Raw genomic sequence first — 22558 nt, forward strand, 5'->3', positions numbered from 1 at the left:
GGGACCTTCGCTGGGCGGTGGCCGTGCTTAGGTGCGGCGTCTCGCCGAACGTGGCCCGGAAGGTGCGCGTGAAGTGCGCCTGAGACACATGGGCGATCCGGGCCAGGGCCGGGATGTCCAGCGGCTGCGCGTAGCCGCGGTCCATCGCATCCTGTGCCCGAAGCATGCGGCGGTTGGACTCTTCTGCAGCGCGGCTCACGGCGCCATCACACCACGGTTCTCCGCCGTCCGTGACAGATCCGGTGACCTGTCCGCTCCGCCTGACCAGGTCGTCGTGCCCATGGCCGACACGCCTCCGCGGCTCACGGAAGCCTGTCGGCCATGGTGGCCAGTCGGTGCGTCACATCGTGATGCCCGGCTGGGACCTCGCCGGTTGACGGTGTCAGGCCTGTGCGTCCTCAGGGATGGAGACCAGCCACCTCGTGTCACGGCGCGGCCGCAGGTAGAAGACCCAGTACAAGGTGGCGACGGCCGTGATCCCTCCGGTCCACAGCAGGTAGGTCATTTCCTGCTGGCTGAGGATGTACGCGAGCACGGCGATCAGCAGGACCGGCATGGCGGGCCACAGAGGCATCCGCCAGGCGGGCTGGGCGGCGTGCGATCCACGGCGGGCGAGCAGTGCGGCTACGGCGACCAGGAGGTACATGCCGGTGACGGAGACGCCGGTGACGCCGTAGAGGGTGTCCAGGTTCACGAAGCACAAGAGCGCTCCGGGAACGCCCACGACGAGCGTGGCGACCCAGGGGGAGCCGAAGCGGCCGAGCTTTGAGAGCGCGTTGTTCACGGGCTGGGGCCAGGCCTTGTCGCGGGCCGAGGCGAACAGGACGCGGGAGTTCTGGATGACCATGACGATGCCCGCGTTGATGATCGCGAGGGCTACGCAGAGGCTGACGAAGGTGCCGACGGCAGAGTTGCTCCACGCGGTGACCATGCCGCTGATGTCGCCGCTCGTGAGGGCCGCGAGGTCAGGGGCGCCCATGGTGATGGCGATGACCGGCACCAGGATGATCACGGCGGAGATGGCGAGGGTGGTGAGGACGGTGCGAGCCACGTTGCGGCGCGGGTTGTCCAGTTCCTCGGAGAGGTAGACGGCGGTGGAGAAGCCCTGCGTGACGAAGAGGGCGATGGCCAGCCCGGAGACGATCAGCATCGCTGTGACCGGGTCGGTCTTCCCGTCGGAGCCGGCCACCGTCAGGTCGACGAGGCTGCCCGCGCCGCGCTCGGAGTGCGCGAAGCCGAGGACGGCGACGACGGCTGCGGCGATCACTTCGAGCACCAGGAAGACGCCGGTGATCCAGGCGTTGGCCCGCAGGTCGAGCAGGCCGGCCAGGGTGGCGAGCAGCATCACGCCGGCGCCGGCGTAGGAGGGGTTGAGGTGGACGATCGGGGCGAGGTAGTCCGCCGTGCCCATGGCGATCACCGGCGGCACGATCACCACGACGAGGAGGGACAGCACGAAGACGAGCCAGCCTGCGAGCCGGCCGGCCAGGGTCGACACCATGGCGTACTCTCCGCCGGCACTCGGGATGAGGGTGCCGAGTTCGGAGTAGCAGAAGGCGACGGCGATACAGAGCAGCGAACCGATCGCGATGGTGAGCGCAGTCGCGGTACCGAGGCTGGAAAACAGGTCGGGGACAACGACGAAGAGCGTGGAGGCGGGCGTCACGCAGGACAGCGTGAGCAGAGTGCCGCCCACCACACCGATGGAGCGCTTGAGCTTCTGAGGACTGCTGCCATCCGCCGCCTCGGGCACTTCAAGGACTGCGTCGGGGACGGGGGTGCGAAGCGTCTCGGTCATGGAGTGGTGGTTCCGATCGATTCGTGCGACGGGTGTCGAGCGGGAGCGCTATCGCCTCCGGGCGGCTGTGTAATGGGTAGAACCTGCTCCCGAGGCGCCATGGAACCTTGCGGAAACCGCAACGTCAACGCCCATTTGCCTACGGAATCCGTAGCTGCATCTCAATCAGATTTTCGCCACTTCCATGGCAGTACACGCCATGGGATTCGATTGGGCAGACTCAGATCGGTCATGACCATGTAATCGAAGCCATTCTGGATCTCTGGCTTGCGTCACCCGTTTTATGTGGCTGTTGCGATATCCGAAGCAGCAGTCCATAAACTCGGCGTGATCTGTCCACTGTTCGGACCGCGCCCGCAGCCTGCCGGTCGCCGCGTTGCACGGCACTCACCGCGACGGTCGGCACTGTGACGATGCCTCGGCGGTCCGGCCAGGGCCGGGCCTCTCGGCGCACAGCATCGGAAGCTGCCTGTCCAGCGGTATCGGAGCACCATGAAGGTATGGTCCGAGCCAACGAGGAGGTCGAATCACTCCTGGAGGAGTACGCCGACCTGATCGCGATCAGCGGTGGGGATGCCTTCAAGGCGCGTGCCTACGAAAAGGCCGCCCGTGCCGTCGGGGGCTACCACGCGGACGTCTCGAAGCTCGACGCCAAGGGTCTGCGGGACATCCCCAACGTGGGCAGATCGATCGCCGACAAGATCGCCGAGTATCTGCAGTCCGGTCACGTCGCCACCATCGAGGAGACCAGGGCATCGATCCCCGCCGGCGTCCGCGAACTGATCACCATCCCCACGCTCGGGCCCAAGAAGGCCATGGTCCTGTACGAGGAGCTGGGCATCACCTCCGTGGACCAGCTGCTGGACGCCATCCGCGAGGAGACGCTGCGCGACCTGAAGGGCTTCGGTGAGAAGACCGAGGAGAACATCCTCCACGGCATCTCTCTGATGCAGGAGGCCGGCGGTGGCCGGATCCTCATCAGTGCCGCGATGGACATCGCGGAGCACATCGTCTCCGAACTGTCCGGGATCCCCGGATGTGAACGGTGCACCTACGCGGGATCGCTGCGCCGTATGAGGGAGACGATCGGGGACATCGACATCCTGGTGGCGGCGGAGCGGTCGGCCCCGTTCATGAAGGTCCTGAGCAACCTCCCGGACACGGCCGAGGTCATCGCGCACGGGGATAAGAAGACGTCCATCCGTACCACCAACGGCCTCCAGGTGGATCTGCGGGTCCTTCCGCCCGCATCCTGGGGAGCGGGGCTGCAGTACTTCACCGGATCCAAGGCGCACAACATCCGCACCCGCGAGATCGCGGTACGCCACAAGCTCAAGCTCTCCGAGTACGGGCTCTTCCACGCCGAGAGCGGCAAGAGGATCACCGCGGACACCGAGGAGGACATCTACGCCAAGCTCGGCCTGCCCTGGATACCGCCGCCCCTGCGTGAGGACCGGGGGGAGATCGCGGCAGGACTGCGCGGCGAACTCCCCGACCTCCTGGCCGAGAACGACATCAGGGGTGACCTGCACACCCACACCGACCTCACCGACGGCCTCGCCCCACTGGAGGACATGGTCGCCGCCGCTGGCGACCGTGGCTACGCGTACTACGCGATCACCGACCACGCTCCGAACCTCTATATGCAGCGCATGACCGACGAGAAAATTCTCGCGCAGCGCGAGCGCGTACGCGAACTCGACCGGAAGCACCACGGGATGCGGCTTCTGCACGGGACGGAACTCAACATCGGCCCGGAAGGGGAGGTCGACTGGCCGGACGACTTCCTGGAGGGCTTCGACCTGTGCGTGGCGTCTGTCCATTCACACTTCAACCAGAGCCGACAGGCGCTCACCCGTCGGCTCGTACGCGCCTGCGAGAACCCGAACGTTGCCGTCATCGGCCACCCCACCACTCGCCGGATAGGTAAGCGCCCCGGCATAGACGCCGACTTCGACGCGGTCTTCGAAGCCTGTGCGAGAACGGGCACCGCCCTGGAGATCAACGCGCATCCGGAGCGTCTCGACCTCTGCGACGAGGACGTTCTGCGCGCGAAGCGGTACGGCGTGAAGTTCGCGGTGAACTCGGATGCGCACTCCACCACGCATCTGCCGTACATGCGCTACGGAGTGGGCACGGCGCAGCGCGGATGGCTGACGAAGGACGACGTCATCAACACATGGCCGCTTACCAAGCTGCGACGTTTCCTGCGCAAGGTTGGCGCTCGGGCGTAGGAGTCAGGAGTCACGAGCGCCGCCGCCCTGCCGCTGGTGTCGGCCATGAATGCGGCGCCGGCTGCGCGGCTACGCGGGGCGCCGGTGCAGGGGGCGGGGCTTTGGACGGAAGGGGCTGGGGAGGGGCAGCGTCGCCCAGATGGTCTTTCCGTACGGCAGCGTCGGGGACCAGGACCACGTGTCGCTCAGCGCGTCGATCAGTGCAAGCCCTCTGCCCCCGAGCGCCAAGGTGTCGGGGTCGCGCGGGCGCGGCGGTTCCGGGCTCGGATCGGCCACGGCGCAGACGAGATGTCCGGGATGCCGGAACAGGCCCAACCAGAGGGGGTAGTCCTCGGCGTCCGCCGCAGTGTGTGTCAAGGCGTGCTGGACGGCGTTGGTGACGAGTTCGCTGACGACCAGCTCCGTATCGGGAACAAGCGGTTGCAACGCCCACCTGTTCAGGGTCATGGTGACGAACTGCCGTGACTGACGCGCGTTCTGGAGCTGGCCGTCCAGGCCGCAGGCGGCGAACAGGCCGGGGCCGGAGCATTCGTCGTGGCCGAGGTCTCTTGAGTCCGCACACAGACCTTGGGGCAGCGGCATTGTCTCGTGTCCGTCACACCGACGAGGCACCTCTTGCTCGACCCTCATCGTCGAAGAGGCTGACATGTGAGTCGTCACTGGTCATGTCCCCCTGCAGGCTTCGGTGTTCGATGCTGCGGCAGCCGATGAAGGACGAGTATTGTCGAGCGCACCCTGAGAATGCAATTGCATCTGAGATTGCATGGCTGGTTCCGGGGCGAACGAATGTACGAGCAGGGAGGGGCTGGCGGGCATGGAGTTCTCCAACGGCATACAGGTGGGTGCGCTGAATTCGGTGACGTGGATCAAGAGCAGTTACAGCAACGCCACAGGAAACTGCGTGGAGATGGCGGCTCTGCCGGACGGGAACGTAGCCGTGCGCAACTCCCGCGATCCGCAAGGGCCGACCCTCGTCTACACGAGGGAGGAGATCGCTGCCTTCGTGGCGGGAGCCCGGGCCGGCGATTTCGACTCCATGATTGGCTGAAAGAGGGTGGTGGCCGACCGGTTCCCCCTGGCTTGCTCCTGCTGTGCTCGATAATGTCGTGGTCTTCTCATAATCCGCAGGAGCGCGCGATGGCTGCAGCTGTACCGAGCCCGTCGTTGTTCGTCGAGTCGCTGGGCGCGGTTGAGAGCAACCCGACCGCCCTGAAACTCATTCTGGGCGGCAAGTTGCGCCAACTGCGCATGAGCGCTGGACTCGACCCGTCCGGCGTCGACACCAGGCTGGGCTTCTCCCGGTCGAAGACCAGCCGGATTGAGCTCGGTCGGCACGGTTGCAAGCCCGCTGACGCTCTGGCCCTGCTGAGCCTGTACGGGGTGAGCGATGAGGAGCGTGTCGCTGAGTTCCTGCGGCTGGTGGAGCAGTCACGTCGGCCGGACTGGTGGCGCTCGTTCAGCGATGTCCTGTCCGACTTCTTCGCTCCGCTGGTCGCCCTGGAAGGGGCGGCGGCCACCATCCGTACCTACGAGCCGTTCTATGTACCGGGCCTGCTGCAAACGCCCGCGTACGCACGTGCGGTCATCAGCTCCGGCCCCGCCCACCTCTATCCGCACGACGTCGGGCGACGGGTGGACCTCAGGCTGGAACGGCAGCGGCAGCTCGAACAGCCGGACGCGCCCCGTCTGTGGGTGCTGATCGACGAGTCCGTGCTGATGCGCACGGTCGGCGGACCGGAGGTGATGCGCGGGCAGCTCGAGTATCTCGCCGCGATAATGGAGCAGCGCCGTGTGGTTCTGCAGATCGCTCCGTTGGATGTGACCGCCTCGGCCGGCGTCGGCACGGGCGTGACCTATCTGCGCTTCGCACTCGGCGAGCTCAAGGACGCCGTTTACATCGAGCACCTGACTGACAGCACGTTCAGTCAGAAACCGCAGGTCGTCGAGCAGTACCGCGACATGCTGGACCGGCTCGGGGCGTGCGCCCTCACTCCCAAGGAGTCGATCGAGATGATCCGGGAGCGCCTGTCCGGCTCGTGACACGGCAGCGTTCCGGGTGGGATCCCGCGAGGTGCATCCCACCCAGAACTGTCGATGCGGATGGCGAGTTGGACGCCGGCGCTAAGGGAGTCGAGCGACGCCGCCCCACTCGATCCATTCATCAGTCAGCTGGGCGGGCGCGAGGTCGGAGTCCGGTCGCCAGGTCGACACTTCCACCAGGCCCGGTTCCAAGATCTCCAGCCCGGTGAGGTACTCCGCCACCTCGTGCTCCTCGCGGACGCGCCCCCAGTGACCTCCGGTGGCTTCCGCCATGAAGTCGGTGACGAACTTCCGGATTTCCGGCCGGTCGCTGACGAGCTGGCAGACGACAAGGAAGCTTCCAGGCGCGAGACGTTCCGCTACCCGACGGACGAGGGCGCCCGGGTCGGACTCGTCCGGGATGCAGTGCATCACCGACACGAACAGAGCAGCGACCGGCTGGCTGAAGTCGATCAGCCGTGTCGTCTCCTCGTGACCGAAAATGGCTTCCGTGTCCCGCATGTCGGCCTGGATGACGGCGGTGCGGTCGTTTTCTTCCAGTAGAGCTCGACCGTGTGCCAGCACGATCGGGTCGTTGTCGACGTACACCACTCGCGAGGCCGGATCGACCGCCTGGGCGACCTGATGGACGTTGTCCTGGGTCGGGAGACCGGAGCCGTGGTCGATGAACTGGCGCACGCCGTACTCGGCGGCCAGCATACGTACCACACGCTGCAGAAAACGACGGTTGTTGACGGCCAGCGTCTTCGTGCTGGGAACCTGAAGCAGCAACTGCTCGCAGGCCTCACGGTCGGACTGGTAGTTGTCGTCGCCCCCCAGGTAGTAGTCGTACATACGCGCCACGCTGGGCACCTTCGTGTCGATGGCGTCCGGGCGCCACGACTCGCGTTTCATCCAGTCCTCACCCGCATCTTCGGCAATCAGCTCGTGTAAGGCGACCATGCTATGAGCAGCCGGGAGGGCGGTGCAGGCGATGCGCGGGACGAGCGAGATTGAGGCATGTTTTCGGCCACGCCGCGGAGTTGAAGAGACGCAGCCGATCGGCTCCAAGGCCCCCATGCGCGGGTCTTATGCGACTTGGTGCACGATCTGGAGGTGCGTGGGCACAGTGATGCGCTGATGGTCAGGGTTGTTCGGCGCTGTGAGCGTGAGGGGGGGTTGGTCGGCAGATGTCCGGTGGGACAGGTGTTCGGCATGACGTTCTTGAGAGGGGCCGGGACGGCGGGGGCGAGGCTGTCGCTGACGAGGGGCCGGGCGTGGCGCGTGAGGGCGTCCGGGGGCGGTTGTACGGTGCGTTGAGCTGGCTGGTGCGTTTTGTGGGGGGCACGCTGCTGGGGGAGTGGCGTGGTGTTGTCGTGGAGCCGGTGCGGGGGCTTGTGCGCCGTGGGGTGGGCGGGGTCTCGTTGGCGTTGCTGGCGACGTTCGCGGTCATCTTCTTCCACGCGATTCACGTGACGCCGAGGGGTGCGGTGGTGGTGCGCCTGCTCGGCGAGGTGCGCGCTGACCTGCCGCTGCCTCTTGCCTTGTTGCGGACTCCTGTGTCGCTGTTTGTGCCTGCGCTGGATCTGCCGGTGTGGGCGGGCATTACGCAGTTGTTCCTCGCGTTCGCGCTTGCCGAGCTTTCGCTGGGCCGTACCCGGACTCTGGTGGTTGCGTACGCTACGACGCTGGCCGGCACGCTCAGCGTGCGGGTGATGATTGCGCTCGGTCCGGGGTGGTGGGGGCTGGGGCTGCCGCCTGAGATCGGGCAGGTGCTTGACACGGGGCCGTCTGCGGCGGTGGTGGGCCTGTTCACCTACCTCGCGGTGGTCCGGCGGGCGCCTGTTCTGTTCGCTTTCACCGGTGGCTCCATGGTGCTGGAGTCGGTCGTCAAACCCAATCTGGCTGCTCGTGAGCACCTGATCGCGATCGGGGCCGCGATCGTGTTGGGGCTGCTTCACGGACGCTTCCGACTGCGTCCGCCCAGGGATGAGGCGGTGCTGCCGGACGGGGGACGGGTCGGACTTGGGCGACGTTTGGTGCGTGGTTCTGGATCATCTTCCGCGCGTGAGCCGCGGAAGGCCACCGAAAGCGCGACCGGGTCCCGCCCCCACCGCAGGGTGTGAGGCCGGTTCGGCGGACCCGGGGGTGGTCGCCGGGAGCGGGCGCTCGCGCAGGAGCAGACCGGCGGTCACCGCCACCGCGGCGGCGGTGAGGCCGTGGACCCCGTACGTGGTGCCGGCTGATCCGTCATTGCTCAGGATGATCACCAGGTCTCCGGCCGGAACGAAGGTTATCGCCAGCATCGCCCAGCCCAGCGCCCTGCGGTGGCCGGACAGGAGGAGCGCGAAAACGACCAGGCCGGTCGCGATGTCACGCACGCCCTTGACGGCGAGGAATGCCGTGCCGTCCCGTCGGGGCCAGGTCGGGACACCGAATCCGGCCGCGGTCGCCTGAGGGGCGAGCAGGTAGCTGAGCCCGATGTAGATGATGAATGCGCCGCCCAGGGCGGCGAGGCCGGTGGCGAGGTGCTTCAGGTTCATTGCAGATCTCCGGGGAGAAGGAACGGAATGGTGTGCGCCGAGGTGATCGCCATGGGGTGCGTCAGCTCCGACTGGTGCGCTCTGTAATGCCTTCTGTAATGCCTTCAGCGGCGGACGTGGCGGACGGCGGATCCTGCGGGCGTACTGAGGGCGGCCGACGGCGTACCAGAGCAGACGGGCGGGGAGCGGCAGGGGGCCGAGGATCATCGAGCGCTCGGTCCGATCGTTTCCGCAAGGAGTCGTGACTCCCGGCGGAGTCCGCGGTGGATGACCACCATCTCGTGAGTGTTGGGCCGAGTCACCGTTGAAGCGTTCGTCGTGTCCATGCGAGAAGCCTTGTCGGAGGCTCCTTAAGGGACTTGGAACGGACTTGGAGGAGATGGGACTTGGAAGATCGTCGGCCGTCTACGATGTGAGGTGAGATGGTGTGCATACGCGTGCTCGGTTCTTTCGGAGCCGAGCGGGACGGCGAGCCCGTCCCACTCGGGGGCCGCCGGCAGCGCTCGGTCCTCGCCCTGCTGGTATCGGCGCGCGGCCAGGTCGTGCCGGTCGACCGGATGATCGAAGACCTCTGGCAAGGGGCGCCGCCCGCCCAGGCCGTGACCTCATTGCAGGCGTACGTGTCGAACCTGCGTCGACTCCTCGAGCTCGGCAGGGCCCCGCGTACACCGGCCAAGGTGCTCGTCAGCGCGCCGCCCGGCTACGCGCTGCGCCTGCCCGACGACGCGGTCGACGCCTGGCGTTTCGAGCGGCTGCTCCGCGCCGCCCGCGAGGTCCTCAAGCCCGAGCCGAGCACCGCCAGGCGCCTCCTCGAGGAGGCGCTGTCGCTCTGGCAGGGCCCGGCGTACGCGGAGACGGCCGACGAGTCGTGGGCCCGCGCCGAGACCGCGCGCCTGGAGGAGCTGCGGCAGGTCGCCCGGGAGCTCCACGTCGCCGCAGGGCTGCGCTCCGTCGACGTCTCCGGAACCGTTCCCGAGGCCGAACTGCTCACCCGCGACGAGCCGTTGCGTGAGGAAGGCTGGCGCCTCCACGCCCTGGCACTCTGGGCCGTGGGCAGGCAGGCCGATGCGCTGGCCGCTCTCCGCCGGGCCCGTGCGGTCCTCGCCGACGAGGTCGGCCTCGACCCCGGCCCCGCCCTGACCGAACTCGAAGAGGCCGTCCTCACCCAACGCGTAGAGGTCCTCCACGCCGCAACGAGTCCGAGCTGGCGCTCCTCACCACTGCCGCCGACCAGGCGCTCACCACCGGTCCGGGTGTCGCACTGGTCACCGGAGAAGCGGGTCTGGGCAAGTCCGCGTTGCTGGAACGGCTGGCGCACCGCCTGCGCTGTGACGGATGGCTCGTCGCGATCGGCCGCAATACCGACGCCGAGGGCGCCCCGCCCGCCTGGGCCTGGGCCGAAGCCCTCCGTACTGTCGCCGCCGCCCTCCCGCCCCCATCCGAGTCGGCCGCCGCCTTGGCCCCCCTCCTCCGCGACGGAACATCCGGCGCCGAATCCCTCGTCCACGAGGATGCGGTCGCGGGGCGGTTCCGATTGCATCGGGCTGTCCGGCAATGGCTCGCGACGGTGGCGCGTGAGCGGCCATTGGCGGTCATGCTGGACGACCTGCACTGGGCCGATGCCGAGACGCTCGCGATGCTGGCGGGCCTTGTCGACATGCCCTCGGGAACGCCCATCCTGGTTGTGGCGGCGTACCGACCGGACGAGATCGAGGGGCGGCTCACCGATGGGCTCGCCGTTCTGGCGCGACGGTCGCCACCGAGCTGGAGTGGCGCGAGCGGGCCGAGCTGGGGCAGGAGCTCGACCGCCTCGGCATCAAACACGATGTGCCCATATACCGCTGGTACGGGCTGTTCACCCAGTCGACCGCCGCGGCAGTCGAGGGCGACGTCGCCGGGGCGTACCGCCTCACCGACGCATGCCTGGAACTCGCCCGCACCTATCGGATGCCGGAGCCCCTCGCGGTGGGCGAGAGCATGCTTGCGACGTTCGCGCACATCGAAGGCAGAATCGCAACCGCCGAGCGTCTCTATGCCGAGGCCACCGCCCGGATGGTGCGCCGGAGTTCACCGCACGCCGCCAGGCTATCTGCTGATCGCCACGGCGACGATCAGGGCGGGCCAGGGACGGCTCGGCGAGTTCCTGCCGCAGGCCAGGCAGGCGTTCGACGCCTACGGCCCGCTGACCGAGGACCTGCTCGCCGCGGCCCTGGCCGCCGCCGACCAGTTGGACGAGGCCCGGCAGGTCCTGGCACAGGCCGGGCCGATCCGAACGGACTACTTCTTCAAGGTCTTCGCGACCTTCCGCGCGATGGCGATGGTCAGGCTCGGCGAGAAGAAGGGCGCCGAGGAGCTGTACGCGTCACTGCTGCCCTACCGCGACGCACCGCCGCCCTCCTCGGGTTTCACGTTGGCCATCCGGCCGGTCGCGTACACGCTCGGCGAACTCGCGAGGCTCCTCGGCCGCGACGACGAGGCTGCCATCCACTTCGCCCGCGCGGCCACCATCGCCGAACGGTGGAACAGCTTATGGGGGATCACGGGGTGATGGTCGTGAGGAGGCCGCCGAGGGCGTCAGGCGGAAGACCGGGCCTGGCTCTTCTCATCAGGGGCTCGGTAGCCGGGAACGGAAGGCCAGCGGACTGTGATCACGACAGATTCTTCCTCCGCGTACCAGGAGTGCTCCACATCTCGGCTCCACACGACGTAGTCGCCTTGTTCGGTCAGGAGCACGCTGCGTCCAGGCAGATCAACGCGGAACTGGCCACTGATCAGGACGAGCAGAGCTGTACGCGCCTCGCCCGTCACCCACTGGGCACGCTCTTCACCGCGCGGGTGAACACCCCACTTGATCTCAACGGCCTCGCTGTGCCGGGGATCGCCGGTGTCCTTGAAGTGTCCCAGCAGCCATCCTCGGTCCATCGCCGCGTCTCGGCCTGCCTTGCCCACGTACACACTGTCGTTCATGCACGCGGACGGTAGCAGCCAACCACCTTGCTACCTGCGATGGGCGTGACCAGTGCTTTCGCAGCAGACTCCAGTGCTGAGAAGAGCCGAGCTGCTGTTCAGGGTCACGGGTTCGATGACGCCAGTGGCGGGGGCTGTGCCTGGTCCAGGGGCAGATGGGCATGAACGTGACCGTTGTGCTGGTCCGTGGCGAGCCTGGCGTCGTTTCGGCGCAAGGCGGCGATTGCCCCGAGGTTGGTGGCGGTGGTCTCGGCGACCACGAGGCGTGCGTCTGCTCCCGCCGCTTCGTTGAGGAGCGCCCGGAGGGCGGCGGTGCCGATTCCGCGCCCGCGTGCGGAACGCGCAAGCCACATGCCTGTTTCGAGCACCTCTTGACTGTCGCGGCAGGCCAGCCGTGCTGATCCGACGATGTGCCCGTCGGTGAGGATCGCGAATGTGCTTTCTCGGAGCGGACCGGATAGTCCTGGCCGGCGATCCCGATGCCAGGCCCGGAAGGCGTCCTGCCGTGCCGGCGTCCAGCCTGGCGGACCGGCCACGGGTGGCATGACCTCGCTGGGTGCCGCTTCGTTGACAGCCACCGCGAGGAGCCCTTGGAGCATCTCCTCGTCGACGTGACGCAATTCCACCGTCACGATCACAGCGATTCCTCTCCACTCTGTGAGCCAAGCCGATTCTCAGGCCGCTTGGTGCTGTCTTTCGATCATCGCGTTCTGCCGATCAGCGTGCCAGCGGTTTTAGGGGTCGGCGCAGGAAGCTCGGCCGGGGAACCGTGACCGACCTGCTGCGAGGCGTAGAAGTCGTCCCGGTGCATGCCATGCGCGCACCGCTACGACTGCTGAAACGGCAGAGCACGGCCTCGCGGGAAACGATCGACAGTCCGGCGCGAAGCGATCTTCAAAGCCCGGGGCGCGGCGGCGAGCTGCGTGGCCGTCAGCAGTCCCGCCAGCAGGGTGCCAGCTCGTGCCGTTCGCTGCTGGCGAGGCCCTCTGATACCGGTGGGGCCCAACTAGGGGGAACGACACATGAGACACCAAGGGACAGCCCGTACGGTAGGCGGGTCCGCGGCGCGCAGGGACCCCGACATATGTCAGGTCCGTTCGGGCGGGGCCGGGTCAGCGTGTGTACTCCCGCTGCTTTCGCGTCGAGCAGCCTGCCCGAGACGCGGGGTCCGCACCATCCTTTCGATGTGGTTCAAGATGACCACCAACCGGACTGTTCTTCGCGGGTACGTACTGCCAACGAATCCCTGACGCAGGTCACTAGCCCGTTCGCCGTCCTTCTGGTGTTTCCTCCGGCGTGACGGTCTCTGCTCCGGTGACCTGCGTAAACGATCAAGCGAGAGCAGCCACTACGCCTGCCTGGGTGACGGATATGGCGATGCGTCATGTTGCGGAGCTGACGGACTGTCGGTTGCCTCGGGAGCGGAGCACAGCAGAGGCGCCGCGCAGACAGGCCGGACACTGCTCCGTTGGAGGATCCTCGTGCGTAACACACATGTTGGTGTAGGTATCGGCCTGGTTCTCGGTGCCCTTTGCCTGTCGGTCCCGGCCGCTTTCGCCACCGGTGACTCAGGCCTTGACATCGGCCCGGGGAGCGTTTCCCCGGGCTCCACGGTCACCGTCAGCACCACGGCCTGCGGCCCGGACGTGACCTATGGCAAGGGCGAGTCGGAGGCCGGAGGGGCGTTCCACCTCTTCGAAGGTGACGGTGAGGGTGTGCTCACCGGCGAGTTTCAGGTCCCGGAAGGGACTGAGCCCGGCAGCGACACAGTCACCGTGAAGTGCCCGCCGCGGACCAAGGTCACGGATACATACCAGGTCAGTGGCCGCCGGCCGAGCGGCTCGGTCGAGGCCGGCTTCGAGCCGGCCAAAGACAGAAGTAGGCAGTACGCCCTGGGCGGTGTGCTGCTCGCCGGAGCCGCCGCCGCGGGTGTGGTCAGGAGACGCCGACGCCTGAGCGGCATGGGAACCTGACTGCCCAACTCCCACCGCATCGGTCCGGACCTGCATCGGCCCGGGGGCCGCGAGGACCCCACGCCACCCCGCCGCGAAGCAGAGGCTCAATCGCGATGGAAACAGGGCACAAGACCAGCGCTTGCCCACACTCGTCCACCCCGTCAGTGAGGTTCCTGGCCTGCGCACTGATGGCCGGTGCCGTGCTGGTGATCAGCGCGGCACGCGACGAGCAGCCACCGCAGCCGTCGGCTGCCCAGGCCTTCTCCACCTCTGTACGTCCCGCCCGCAGCGGCACCGCCTCAGCCGCGGGCCGCGCCGTCCAGCCGCTTCCTCCGTCGAGTCCGGTCCGCCTCAGGGTCCCCGCCATCGGCGTGGACGCCCCCATGACAAGACTGGCTCTCGACGCGGCAGGGAGGCTACGGCCGCCGCCGGCCGACCACCCCAGCCGTGCCGGCTGGTACGGCGACGGCACTGTTCCCGGCTCGGTAGGAACAGCCGTCACCGCCGGGCACGTGGACACGCCCACCGGCCCCGGCGTCTTCCACGGCCTCGGCGCCCTGTCCAAGGGCGACACCATCGAGATCAGCCGGGCGGACAGGCGTGTGGCCGTGTTCGCCGTCGACGCCGTGGAGGTCTACGACAAGAAGAAATTTCCGAACGAGAAGGTCTATGGCGGCTCCGACGTGCCTGAACTGCGGATGATCACCTGCGGCGGCAGTTACACCAAGCGCACTGGCTACCGGGGCAACGTCGTGGTCTACGCGACGCTGACGGCGGTGAAACAGCCCCCCGGACCATCAGGGTCCTCCGCGCTGAGGTGAGCGGCGGGTGATCGGGTTGGATCCGACGGCACCGGCCCGATGATTCTGCGCCGCGGCGAGAGTCCTGTCTCCGACCGCACAGTTGAGAGGGTGGACCCATGACCGATCTGCGCGACACGCTGGAGACGCACGTCAGCAAGGGCTCGGTGCCGGGAGCGGTGGGCCTGGTGGCCCGCGGTGACCGGGTCGAGGTGCAGGCGGTGGGATCCGTCGACGTCGAGGGCACCGCCCCGATGGCCAGGGACTCGATCTTCCGCATCGCATCGATCACCAAGCCCATCGTCGCCGCGGCCGTCATGATGCTCGTCGAGGACGGCCGGATCGCGCTGGACGACCCGGTCGGGCAGTGGCTGCCGGAGCTGGCGTCACCGAGCGTCGTCCGTACGCCGGCCGGGCCGGTGGACGACGTGGTCCCGGCGGTCCGGCCGATCACCGTGTTCCACCTGCTCAGCTCCCGTGCCGGGTACGGCTTCCCGTCCGACTTCTCGCTGCCCGCGGTTGCGCCGCTGTTCCGCGAGCTGAAGCAGGGACCTCCGCAGCCGCAGAGCGTCCCCGCGCCGGACGAGTGGATGGCGGCGCTGTCCCGTATTCCGCTGCTGCACCAGCCGGGCGACGGCTGGCTGTACAACATCAGCTCCGACCTTCAGGGCGTGCTGATCGCCAGGGTCACGGGACGACCGCTGCCCGAGTTCCTGGACGAGCGGCTGTTCGAGCCGCTCGGGATGGCCGACACGGCATTCGCGGTACCGGCGGCCAAGCTCGACCGGTTCACCGGCTATTACCGGACCGATCCCGAGGGCGGTCTCGAGCTGGTGGACGCCGCCGACGGGCAGTGGAGCAGCCCGCCGACGTTCCCGAGCGGCGCCGGCGGTCTGGTCTCGACCGTCGACGACTGGCTTGCCTTCGGCCGGATGCTGCTCGCCGAAGGGACGGCGGGCGGCCGCCGGCTGCTCACGCCCCAGTCGGTGCGGCAGATGACTGCCAATCACCTGACCCCGTCCGAGCGTGAGTCCGCCGGGTTGTTCCTCGAGGGCATGGGCTGGGGTTTCGGCGGTGCGGTTGATATCGAGGCCGTCGAACCGTGGAGTGTGCCGGGACGCTACGGCTGGGTCGGCGGCACCGGAACAACAGCGCACATCACACCGTCCACCGGCGTGGTCACCATCATGCTCAGCCAGCTGCAGATGGGCGGACCGAGCTTCCCCGCGCTGATGCGGGACTTCTGGCGGTACGCGGCCGACGTCTGAGGTGGAGCGTGGTGCCTGGCTGAATCCCCGCCGATGATGAGTGTCCGGCACCCAGGCCTGTTCGGCTCGACATCGATCGGGCCGTGGCCGCGCGGGCCGGTGTCGGCAAGGACACGATCTACCGACGGTGGGCGGGCAAGCCCGAGTTGGTCTTCGAGTGGCGGAACAGCATCCGTCCGTCCCCACCGCGACCGCGGTCGTCATAGCCGCCATTCTCACTGTTGCGGCAGCGTACGCATGGTCGGCAGCCGGGCTGCTGCGTCCGTTGCCCAGGCTCTCGCCGGTACTGATCACGATCACCGCGATCTACCTGTTCCGCGGCCTCGCCCTGCTGCCCGAAATTCCCCTGATCGTGTTCTCCCCAATCACGCTGCCCCCCGCGGGAGCTCGCCTTCCCGGCCTTCGCCCTGGCGACCGGAGTACTCCAGTCGCAGGACTGCGTGGCAATCCGTCCCTGCTTCCCGAGCGGATCCAACGGCGCCTTGCCCCACGTGAGACCGCTCGACGCCCGGGCTGACGCCGGGGTGACTGAGCTGAAGCGCGACCGCGTCCAGTGCTGTGACCGGAAAGGTTCACCGGGGTGGTGCCTTCCGTTTCTTAGTCGGGGGCGTGAGTGAAGCCAGCGCCGTAGGCTGCACCGCGCCGGCGGCGGCCGAGCCGAGCAGCAGTTCGGTCAGGTCATGGGGCTGCGCTTGCTCATCGGTTGGAGCCGCTGCGGTGATTCGGTCCAGCCGGAAGCCTCGGCCGGCCTGTCGCGCGCGGCACCAGGCGATGAGGTACCACCGGCCGTCGGCGGTGAGCAGTCCGGCCGGTTCCACCGCGCGGTCGCTTTCGCGTCCTGCCGCGTCGATGTAGGACAGCCGCAGGACCGTGTTTGTGGTGAGGGCCTGCTCCACTGCGGCGCGGACCGTGGAGTCGGTCGGCGAGGGCAGCGTAACGATCCGTGCGGCGAGCTCCTGTGCCGCCACCGAGGCGGGACCGGTCATCGAAGCCGCGATCTTCTGGGCTGCCGTGCGGGCCGCACCGGCGTACGGGGCGGAGGCGTCTGCCGCGGCGAGCGCGACGGCCAGTGCCGAGGCTTCAGCGGCGGTGAACCGAGTCGGGGGCAGGGTCATCTCCGGGTCGATCGACCAGCCCCCGCCTCGCCCGGGTGTGGTGCGCACCGGGACACCGGCCTCCATCAGCGCCTGGAGGTCACGCTGCACCGTGCGCGTATTCACCTCGAATTGCGCGGCGCTCGCCGCGCGCAACTCTTCCACCAGCGCATAGAGCCGAGCAGTGCGGTTCACGCTGCCGACGCTACCCTCCCGTGGTGGACAGGAAGTCCCGCTCGCGCCGCAGTTCCCGCTCGGTAATGGTCAGCGGGAACAGGGTGAAGCCGTGCATCGCGCCGGCGACGACACCGAGCTGCACAGGCGCACCTGACGCCTGCCACCGTTGGGCCAGGAACAGCGAGTCGTCCAAAAGTGGATCCTCGGTGCCGACGACGCCCCGGGCGGGCGGCAAGCCGGCCAGGTCGGCGAACTGCGGTGAGACCTCGGGATCGCGGCGCTGTTCCGTCCCCAATGCCGGTGTGAACAGCTCGTAGCTGCCCCGCAGCGTGTCGGTATTGCTCAGCAGCCGCTTTGATCCAAACGATCGCTGGCCTGGTGTCATCGACAGGTCGTAGGGGCCGAAAGGCAGGTGGGCCGCCCGGAACGCGCCGGTGATGCCGTGCCGGTCGCGAAGGCGCAGCAGTGTCACGACACTCAGGTGGGCACCGGCCGACTCACCACCGATCAGCAGCCGTTGAGTGCCGAACTCGGCTGCGGCCTGGTCCACCAGCCACCGGGCGGCCGCTTCACAGTCGTCGGGCCCGGCGGGGAACGGGTGTTCCGGCGCGAGGCGGTACTCCACGCTGACCACGGCCAGCCGTGCCTGCTCAGCGAGTCGCCACAGCCTCTCATCCTGCCCGTCCGCGGAGCCGCCTATCTGCGCCGTGCTCCAGGACAGTGCGTCCGTATCGGCCGGGAGGCCCTCAGAACGCTGCTGATCCGGCGTCAGATCACGTTCCAACGGACCAAGACATGGAAGGAGTCCACCGACCCGGATAAGGAGACCAAGCTCGACCGGATCGAGTACGCCGCACGGTCTGGGGCCTGGACCACTTCGAAGGCCGTTCCTGGCCGGGCTGGCACCACCATGTCAACCTCGTGACCGCCGCCCACGAAGAACGCCTGGCCCCAAGAGTCCCCGCGTCGGCCTCACTCTCTACCAAGTCCTCGACACCCTCCAGGACGTACTGAGGTGCTGGACGGGCATCTGGACCACCTGTCATCAGTCCCTGCCCAGCAGGACCCCAGGATCGAGACAGACCTAACGGAGTCCTACGAGAACAAGGGGATCCCACCGAAGAGGCCACGCGGGGGCAGGGCTGTTCCTATGCTGCGGCAATGGACTGGACGGCTGTGGTCGCGGTGGCGTTGGGCGGGGCCATCGGCGTGGGCAGCACCCTGGCCACGGACCGGGTCCGCTGGCGCAGGGACAGCGTGGCTCAAGACCGAGAATCGCTGCGGTCGGTGTACGTCCAGTACCTGGAGGCATTGGCTCAGGCGCGGGACGTCATATCCCATGCGAGCCGGGAGGTGCACCGGTCGGCGGAGGAGCGGGCGCAGATGGCGTGGACGGTCACCCGGGACCACGGGGTGTATGCAAGGCAGTACGCGCTCGAACTGATCGCGCCCGTCGAGGTCGTGGAGAGAACCAAGGGTGTCGCCGACAAACTCGTGACCTATCGGGACGCGGTGGTGCAAGGCGAGACGTGGAGCGATGCCGGCTGCACCGAGGCACGACGGGCACTGCGGGAAGCCCGGCACGCTTTGATGGACGCCATGCGTACCACCCTCGCCCGGCCGCAGTAGGCGCGCAACAACGCGCCCCCCGTTACCGTGAGCAAGCCAGCATCCGCCAACTTGGACCGCGGTGCCGCTGTAACCCCGTGCCCACTGCGAGTTCCGTGCGCTCTGACCGCGGAAATCGGAACTGCTGTCGCAGTGCTTCCCATCGCGGTATCCGTCCCTTGCAGGAGAACGTACCCCGCTGTTTCTGTTACGGTCCTGTATCCCATCTCGCGGAATTTCGCGATCTCTTGAGCCTCTTGCCCTGGACTGATGGGCCAGCCTTGGGATGTGGCGGTGTCAGCGACGACCCATTCAGGGTTTCCGTGATCACTGGGCAATCCGAAGACCGTGACGGTGCAGCGATTGGTGAGTTGGGGAACGAGTCGGTTGGAAGCCGCGACGGTCGATCCATCGGGGATCATATTGAGAATATGACGCGCGGCTGCAATGCGGGGACCGGGTTGCCAGGTTGCGCTTTCTGTGAGCTGCGCGAACGGGAAGAGCGGCAATGTGATGATGGTGAAGGTCGCGCTGATGACAAGAGGCCAGTGCAGGTTTCTTGCACTGTCTCCTACTGGGTTTTCTCGGCGCATCAGAGTGAGAGCGTGGATGAAAGAGCCGAACACGATGGGCATCAGCACGGCGCTGTAATGGAAGCGAGTCCCCCAGTAGTCTTCATTGCCGGAGATGAACCTCCATGCAAGCGTGGGCACGGCAAGCAGCATGAAAGGTGACCGCAGGGCGATAAACGCTGTGGGTGCCAGCAGCATCAGGAGAGTGATCAGCTTCGTTTCCGGGGTGACCAGGCCGAAGGTGTAGTGCAGGAGAAGGCCGAGCGGGTCGTCGTCAGCGCCGTCCGGCACTTTGTCCCAGTAGGTGAATACGCCGTCGGGGTTGAAGGCCGGTATGACCACCAGCATCTCTATGAGCGTTCCCGCAAGGCCGGCGGCTATCGCGAGGAAGCCGAGTCTGCGCCGGCCGCGGTAGGCGATGTAGCCGCCGATGACCGCGATGGTCAGGCCCAGGTCTTCCTTGACCAGCAGAAGGGGAAGGGACCATGCGACTGCCGCGCGCCAGCGCTCGTTGCCGAGAGCTTCGAGGGAGAAGGCCAGCAGTGGTACGGCGAAGCACACCTCGTGGAAGTCGAAGCCGACTGTCTGGGCGATGCCCCAGGAGACGCCGTAGCCGAGCCCGATCACCAGTGCGGCTGCCGTCCCCAGCGCGCGGTGTGCCCAGCGGGTCAGCGGGACGACGGCCACCGCGAGCAGAACTGCCTGTGCCAGGAGCAGAGTGATCGGCGACGGCCATATTCTGTAAAAGGGCGCGATGACGGCAGTGATGGGAGAAAAGTGATCGCCCAGCAAGGGGTAATTGTGGCCCTTAAGGTCTGCTGTCGGGAGATGGCCATGTGCGTAGGAGCGTATGGCCTGCTCGAATATACCAAGGTCGTATCCCGTGGTCAGCATGAGCTGATGCCGACGCAGTGACAGCGTTGTGTACACGATGAAGCACAGTGACGCCATTGCCCAACCCAAGAGAGTGCTACGGGATACGGGCGCCCTCCCCCCTCCCCGTCCTGGAGCGACAGACCTCGCCGCTGCCAATCGTTTGACAGTCGACAAGGTGGGGGGAAAGATTTGCATCAAGCTGCCTTCCGATGAACCGGCGTCAAGTGCGCATGCCAATCCCTTCAGTGATGCGAAAAGCGAGTCTCATCAATGAAGCCTGCTGGCAAGAGGTCGCACTTCTGGCGACCAGTCAAGGGATTGCCCAGCAGGTTTCTCAGGAAGCAGCTCGATGCGGCAATCGCGCACCACGTATTACGGTAACCCCGACGCCGTCGGTTCGCGATACGCGCCAGAACCGGCGCAAAACAGGGCGAGAGTTGGCGGCCACACGCGATGTCGCCTGTGAGTACCGCGGATTCTGAAGGCCGCAACACCCAGTTGTAGTCCATGTGCGCGAGGGCCGCTGGCCCCGCAGCTCAGCAGCTCAGCACCAACCGTGCCGGCGGCGCTCACGGACCGTGCGCGCGGCCGGCACGCGGCTCACGACGCGCGCCAGCCGCTCCAGCGCAGGACCGAGACTTCGACCACCGGTCCGTCGGGTGGCCGGTCGGCGTACTGCTGGTATTTCGCCGTGAGCAGGCCGATGCAGCGGGCGGCCTCGGGGGACCGGTCCGGTGCCGGGAGCACTCGGGCTTCGCCATCGGCCCGGGCCCACCACAGGCGGTCCCAGTCCTCCTCGTAGTGGTCGGTGAGCAGGCAGACCGACGGGTTGGCGGCGATGTTGGCCAGGCGTTTCAGCCGCGTCGTCCGCTTCGGTTTGTGGTCCACGGCCAGCATCACCGTGTCGCCGTCCAGGGCGAACACCACAGGCACCAGATGCGGGTGGGCCGCCGTGTCGGCCGTCGCGAGGTGGGCGACGCGCGCCGCGGCGAACCGCTCCCGTGCCTCAGCGCTCGTCAGAGCGGGCATCGCACCCCCTTTCCGGCAGTCATGGCATTCACGGCGGCTATGGCGGCTCTGGCGGTTGCGGATTCTCGTATCGGTCCCGCATCCCCGAGCCGCAGCGGTTTCCGGCTTCTCAGCGGTACCGGGCAGCGACTCCGGCCAGCCGATCCAGGAACTCCAGCGTCTCCCGTTCGGGCATCGTCGGCACGTAGAACAGCAGCCGCTCGACCCCCAGACGGCTGTAGCCCTCGATCTGCTCGGGATCGTCGGGAGCCGCGTACACCGTCACCGGCACCTCTCGGTCGGCGAGGGCGCGCAGCCGTTCGATCTTCGGACCGAGTTCCTGCGGCGGCAGGCTGTTGGCCAGCCACGCGTCTCCGAGCTGCGCCACCCGCCGGAACGCGCCCTCGCCACCGCCGACGTAGATCGGCGGATGAGGGCGCTGCACGGGCTTGGGCCAGGCGAAGACCGGATCGAAGTCCACGAACTCGCCGTGGAACTCGGCCTTCTCCGCGGTCCACAGCTCGCGCATGGCGCGTAGCCGCTCGTCGGCGAGCCGACCGCGGGTGGAGGGGTCGGTGCCGTGGTTCCTCATCTCCTCACGGTTCCAGCCGACACCGACGCCGAGGATCACGCGGCCGCCGGAGATCAGGTCGAGCGAGGCCACCTCCTTCGCCGTGATGATCGGGTCGCGCTGCGGGATCAACGCGATGCCGGTGGCCAGGAGCAGGCGTTCGGTCACGACACCGATCGCGGTCAGGGCGACGAAGGGGTCAAGGGTGCGGTAGTACATCTCCGGCAGCTCACCACCGCCCGGGTAGGGCGTCTGGCGGTCCGCCGGGATATGGCTGTGCTCAGCGATGAACAACGAGTCGAACGCGCGTTCCTCAAGTGCGGTTCCGAGCGCGGTCGGGCTGATGCCCTGGTCGGTGATGAAGGTCGAGACTCCGAATTTCACGACGGCTCCGTCGAGGGTCGAGTGCGGGAAAAGACGGGTGGCACAGAACTGCTGACTACCCGCCCCGGGCGATCCCGCTCCCATGACCACCCGGGAGAACCATCGCGGAGCACGGTTCCCCGGGCCCGCGGTCGCAAAAACGCGCGGATGGCCGGTCCGCCGGGCCCAGACCCCGGCGTGGCGTCCCCGCAGGGACGAGCAGATAACTTCTCCCCCTGAATGGGGGAAATCTGTCGTGGCTGAGATAGACATTGCGTACTCGCGCGGCTAGGGTTCCTGACGTAGCCAACGAAGTCAGCGATACGCGGCAGAGACGAACTGGCGCGAGCATTGCACGGCACGGCAGTGGAGTCCTGGGGCCAGGAAGTGCGGGAAGGCTCCAGGACTGGTTGCCGGGCCTGGCGGCCCCAGGGGTCGCCGAGCAGCACCGCGTGTTCAGAGAGCAGTACCGACCCAAAGAAGAGATGAGTGAGAGAGGAGCAGACGCCATCAGGATCGCCCGAGCGAGGTTTCAGTTCGCTCGGGTACCGCAGGCCCCGGATTGGAAGGTGGTCCCCGGTCAAGCATCCGCGATCCCCGTATCTCCGACCTCCCAGGCGGACATGCGGAAACCGAAAGTCGGCGCTCAGCGCCGGTAGATGGTGTTGAAACCCCTCGGGGCCCCGGTGCCGTACGGCACCGGGG

General features: G+C 67.6%; 20 protein-coding genes and 6 pseudogenes. 14 read left to right on the forward strand and 12 right to left on the reverse strand.

The genetic code is table 11. The features are described 5' to 3' along the window. Nucleotides 1-31: 31 nt before the first annotated feature. Both ACFWDI_RS04200 and ACFWDI_RS04205 read right to left on the reverse strand, forming a co-directional pair. Nucleotides 32-199, reverse strand: a pseudogene (locus tag ACFWDI_RS04200) (AraC family transcriptional regulator); the annotation flags it as partial. 183 nt (nucleotides 200-382) lie between these two features. Beyond that, nucleotides 383-1798 (reverse strand): APC family permease, encoded by a 1416-nt coding sequence (locus ACFWDI_RS04205; protein ID WP_385301198.1) that lies wholly within the window; start codon nucleotides 1796-1798, stop codon nucleotides 383-385. Nucleotides 1799-2298: 500 nt separating this feature from the next. Here ACFWDI_RS04205 and polX point away from each other — a divergent pair, with 500 nt between their 5' ends. Then, nucleotides 2299-4032 (forward strand): DNA polymerase/3'-5' exonuclease PolX, encoded by a 1734-nt coding sequence (polX, locus tag ACFWDI_RS04210; RefSeq protein WP_385301199.1) that lies wholly within the window; start codon nucleotides 2299-2301, stop codon nucleotides 4030-4032. 69 nt (nucleotides 4033-4101) lie between these two features. On the opposite strand, the gene ACFWDI_RS04215 is transcribed toward polX, so the two are convergent. Further along, nucleotides 4102-4614 (reverse strand): ATP-binding protein, encoded by a 513-nt coding sequence (locus ACFWDI_RS04215; RefSeq protein WP_385301200.1) that lies wholly within the window; start codon nucleotides 4612-4614, stop codon nucleotides 4102-4104. A 232-nt stretch (nucleotides 4615-4846) separates the two neighbouring features. Between ACFWDI_RS04215 and ACFWDI_RS04220 the strand changes: the two genes are divergently transcribed. Both ACFWDI_RS04220 and ACFWDI_RS04225 read left to right on the forward strand, forming a co-directional pair. Continuing rightward, entirely contained in the window at nucleotides 4847-5080 is a 234-nt protein-coding gene (locus tag ACFWDI_RS04220) for a DUF397 domain-containing protein (protein WP_385301202.1), read from the forward strand. Nucleotides 5081-5169: 89 nt separating this feature from the next. Next, nucleotides 5170-6072 carry a helix-turn-helix domain-containing protein gene (locus tag ACFWDI_RS04225; RefSeq protein ID WP_385301203.1) on the forward strand — a complete coding sequence of 301 codons (903 nt, stop codon included), beginning with the start codon at nucleotides 5170-5172 and terminating at the stop codon, nucleotides 6070-6072. 81 nt (nucleotides 6073-6153) lie between these two features. Here ACFWDI_RS04225 and ACFWDI_RS04230 read toward each other — a convergent pair whose 3' ends face one another. Further along, the gene (locus ACFWDI_RS04230; RefSeq protein ID WP_362690823.1) at nucleotides 6154-6966 is read right to left on the reverse strand and encodes an SAM-dependent methyltransferase; all 813 of its coding nucleotides are present in this window, start codon (nucleotides 6964-6966) and stop codon (nucleotides 6154-6156) included. 362 nt (nucleotides 6967-7328) lie between these two features. Between ACFWDI_RS04230 and ACFWDI_RS04235 the strand changes: the two genes are divergently transcribed. Next, entirely contained in the window at nucleotides 7329-8177 is an 849-nt protein-coding gene (locus ACFWDI_RS04235; RefSeq protein WP_385301204.1) for a hypothetical protein, read from the forward strand. Here ACFWDI_RS04235 and ACFWDI_RS04240 read toward each other — a convergent pair. Further along, nucleotides 8106-8594, reverse strand: coding sequence for a DUF4267 domain-containing protein (locus tag ACFWDI_RS04240; protein WP_385301205.1), 489 nt, complete (start codon nucleotides 8592-8594; stop codon nucleotides 8106-8108). The genes ACFWDI_RS04235 and ACFWDI_RS04240 overlap by 72 nt on opposite strands. A 422-nt stretch (nucleotides 8595-9016) precedes the next feature. On the opposite strand from ACFWDI_RS04240, the pseudogene ACFWDI_RS04245 reads away from it, so the two are divergent. The 3 genes and pseudogenes from ACFWDI_RS04245 to ACFWDI_RS04255 form a co-directional block, all read left to right on the forward strand. Then, a pseudogene (locus ACFWDI_RS04245) lies at nucleotides 9017-9697 on the forward strand (BTAD domain-containing putative transcriptional regulator); the annotation flags it as partial. Between the two features lie 101 nt (nucleotides 9698-9798). After that, nucleotides 9799-10230: pseudogene (locus ACFWDI_RS04250) on the forward strand (ATP-binding protein); the annotation flags it as partial. A gap of 396 nt (nucleotides 10231-10626) precedes the next feature. Next, on the forward strand, nucleotides 10627-11142 hold the full coding sequence (locus tag ACFWDI_RS04255) for a hypothetical protein (protein ID WP_385301207.1): 516 nt from the start codon (nucleotides 10627-10629) through the stop codon (nucleotides 11140-11142). Nucleotides 11143-11168: 26 nt separating this feature from the next. Here the strand turns inward: ACFWDI_RS04255 and ACFWDI_RS04260 are convergent, their stop codons facing one another. Together ACFWDI_RS04260 and ACFWDI_RS04265 are read right to left on the reverse strand one after the other, a co-directional pair. After that, entirely contained in the window at nucleotides 11169-11561 is a 393-nt protein-coding gene (locus ACFWDI_RS04260; RefSeq protein ID WP_385301208.1) for a signal peptidase I, read from the reverse strand. Between the two features lie 104 nt (nucleotides 11562-11665). Beyond that, nucleotides 11666-12193: a GNAT family N-acetyltransferase gene (locus ACFWDI_RS04265; RefSeq protein ID WP_385301209.1), complete on the reverse strand. Its 528-nt coding sequence runs from the start codon at nucleotides 12191-12193 to the stop codon at nucleotides 11666-11668. 849 nt (nucleotides 12194-13042) lie between these two features. Between ACFWDI_RS04265 and ACFWDI_RS04270 the strand changes: the two genes are divergently transcribed. The 4 genes from ACFWDI_RS04270 (at nucleotide 13043) to ACFWDI_RS04285 (ending at nucleotide 15790) form a co-directional block, all read left to right on the forward strand. Further along, nucleotides 13043-13534 (forward strand): sortase, encoded by a 492-nt coding sequence (locus tag ACFWDI_RS04270; protein ID WP_385301211.1) that lies wholly within the window; start codon nucleotides 13043-13045, stop codon nucleotides 13532-13534. A 170-nt stretch (nucleotides 13535-13704) separates the two neighbouring features. Next, nucleotides 13705-14337 (forward strand): class F sortase, encoded by a 633-nt coding sequence (locus tag ACFWDI_RS04275; protein WP_385301212.1) that lies wholly within the window; start codon nucleotides 13705-13707, stop codon nucleotides 14335-14337. A gap of 98 nt (nucleotides 14338-14435) precedes the next feature. After that, complete coding sequence (locus ACFWDI_RS04280) at nucleotides 14436-15584, forward strand: serine hydrolase domain-containing protein (protein WP_385301213.1); 1149 nt, start codon at nucleotides 14436-14438, stop codon at nucleotides 15582-15584. An 83-nt stretch (nucleotides 15585-15667) separates the two neighbouring features. Then, a complete protein-coding gene (locus ACFWDI_RS04285) occupies nucleotides 15668-15790 on the forward strand; it encodes a hypothetical protein (protein ID WP_385301215.1) in 123 nt (40 codons plus the stop codon). A 366-nt stretch (nucleotides 15791-16156) separates the two neighbouring features. On the opposite strand, the gene ACFWDI_RS04290 is transcribed toward ACFWDI_RS04285, so the two are convergent. Both ACFWDI_RS04290 and ACFWDI_RS04295 read right to left on the reverse strand, forming a co-directional pair. Then, nucleotides 16157-16873: a helix-turn-helix transcriptional regulator gene (locus ACFWDI_RS04290; protein ID WP_385301216.1), complete on the reverse strand. Its 717-nt coding sequence runs from the start codon at nucleotides 16871-16873 to the stop codon at nucleotides 16157-16159. Nucleotides 16874-16883: 10 nt separating this feature from the next. Beyond that, nucleotides 16884-17576 (reverse strand): alpha/beta hydrolase fold domain-containing protein, encoded by a 693-nt coding sequence (locus ACFWDI_RS04295; protein WP_385301240.1) that lies wholly within the window; start codon nucleotides 17574-17576, stop codon nucleotides 16884-16886. On the opposite strand from ACFWDI_RS04295, the pseudogene ACFWDI_RS04300 reads away from it, so the two are divergent. From ACFWDI_RS04300 to ACFWDI_RS04310, 3 genes and pseudogenes are all read left to right on the forward strand, one after another. Continuing rightward, a pseudogene (locus tag ACFWDI_RS04300) lies at nucleotides 17502-17702 on the forward strand (hypothetical protein); the annotation flags it as partial. The gene ACFWDI_RS04295 and the pseudogene ACFWDI_RS04300 sit on opposite strands and share 75 nt — an antisense overlap. Before the next feature lie 17 nt (nucleotides 17703-17719). Then, nucleotides 17720-17869: pseudogene (locus tag ACFWDI_RS04305) on the forward strand (IS701 family transposase); the annotation flags it as partial. A gap of 147 nt (nucleotides 17870-18016) precedes the next feature. Further along, nucleotides 18017-18484, forward strand: coding sequence for a hypothetical protein (locus ACFWDI_RS04310; RefSeq protein ID WP_327321443.1), 468 nt, complete (start codon nucleotides 18017-18019; stop codon nucleotides 18482-18484). A gap of 176 nt (nucleotides 18485-18660) precedes the next feature. On the opposite strand, the pseudogene ACFWDI_RS04315 reads toward ACFWDI_RS04310, so the two are convergent. The 3 genes and pseudogenes from ACFWDI_RS04315 to ACFWDI_RS04325 all read right to left on the reverse strand — a co-directional run. Then, nucleotides 18661-20106: pseudogene (locus ACFWDI_RS04315) on the reverse strand (DUF2079 domain-containing protein); the annotation flags it as partial. A 405-nt stretch (nucleotides 20107-20511) separates the two neighbouring features. Next, on the reverse strand, nucleotides 20512-20940 hold the full coding sequence (locus ACFWDI_RS04320) for a TIGR03668 family PPOX class F420-dependent oxidoreductase (RefSeq protein WP_385301217.1): 429 nt from the start codon (nucleotides 20938-20940) through the stop codon (nucleotides 20512-20514). Between the two features lie 109 nt (nucleotides 20941-21049). After that, nucleotides 21050-21874 (reverse strand): LLM class F420-dependent oxidoreductase, encoded by an 825-nt coding sequence (locus ACFWDI_RS04325; protein ID WP_385301218.1) that lies wholly within the window; start codon nucleotides 21872-21874, stop codon nucleotides 21050-21052. Nucleotides 21875-22558 lie beyond the last annotated feature (684 nt).

Origin of the sequence: Streptomyces sp. NPDC060064 (genome assembly GCF_042736455.1) — a bacterium.
Taxonomy (GTDB): domain Bacteria; phylum Actinomycetota; class Actinomycetes; order Streptomycetales; family Streptomycetaceae; genus Streptomyces.

Bases quoted from the DNA above. Each gene is read 5' to 3' on its own strand.
- ACFWDI_RS04260 (WP_385301208.1), bottom strand. From the start codon at position 11,561: ATGAACGACAGTGTGTACGTGGGCAAGGCAGGCCGAGACGCGGCGATG.
- ACFWDI_RS04240 (WP_385301205.1), bottom strand. From the start codon at position 8,594: ATGAACCTGAAGCACCTCGCCACCGGCCTCGCCGCCCTGGGCGGCGCA.
- ACFWDI_RS04220 (WP_385301202.1), top strand. From the start codon at position 4,847: ATGGAGTTCTCCAACGGCATACAGGTGGGTGCGCTGAATTCGGTGACG.
- ACFWDI_RS04225 (WP_385301203.1), top strand. From the start codon at position 5,170: ATGGCTGCAGCTGTACCGAGCCCGTCGTTGTTCGTCGAGTCGCTGGGC.
- polX (WP_385301199.1), top strand. From the start codon at position 2,299: ATGGTCCGAGCCAACGAGGAGGTCGAATCACTCCTGGAGGAGTACGCC.
- ACFWDI_RS04230 (WP_362690823.1), bottom strand. From the start codon at position 6,966: ATGAAACGCGAGTCGTGGCGCCCGGACGCCATCGACACGAAGGTGCCC.
- ACFWDI_RS04205 (WP_385301198.1), bottom strand. From the start codon at position 1,798: ATGACCGAGACGCTTCGCACCCCCGTCCCCGACGCAGTCCTTGAAGTG.
- ACFWDI_RS04215 (WP_385301200.1), bottom strand. From the start codon at position 4,614: ATGCCGCTGCCCCAAGGTCTGTGTGCGGACTCAAGAGACCTCGGCCAC.
- ACFWDI_RS04280 (WP_385301213.1), top strand. From the start codon at position 14,436: ATGACCGATCTGCGCGACACGCTGGAGACGCACGTCAGCAAGGGCTCG.
- ACFWDI_RS04320 (WP_385301217.1), bottom strand. From the start codon at position 20,940: ATGCCCGCTCTGACGAGCGCTGAGGCACGGGAGCGGTTCGCCGCGGCG.
- ACFWDI_RS04310 (WP_327321443.1), top strand. From the start codon at position 18,017: ATGGACTGGACGGCTGTGGTCGCGGTGGCGTTGGGCGGGGCCATCGGC.
- ACFWDI_RS04255 (WP_385301207.1), top strand. From the start codon at position 10,627: ATGCCGAGGCCACCGCCCGGATGGTGCGCCGGAGTTCACCGCACGCCG.
- ACFWDI_RS04275 (WP_385301212.1), top strand. From the start codon at position 13,705: ATGGCCGGTGCCGTGCTGGTGATCAGCGCGGCACGCGACGAGCAGCCA.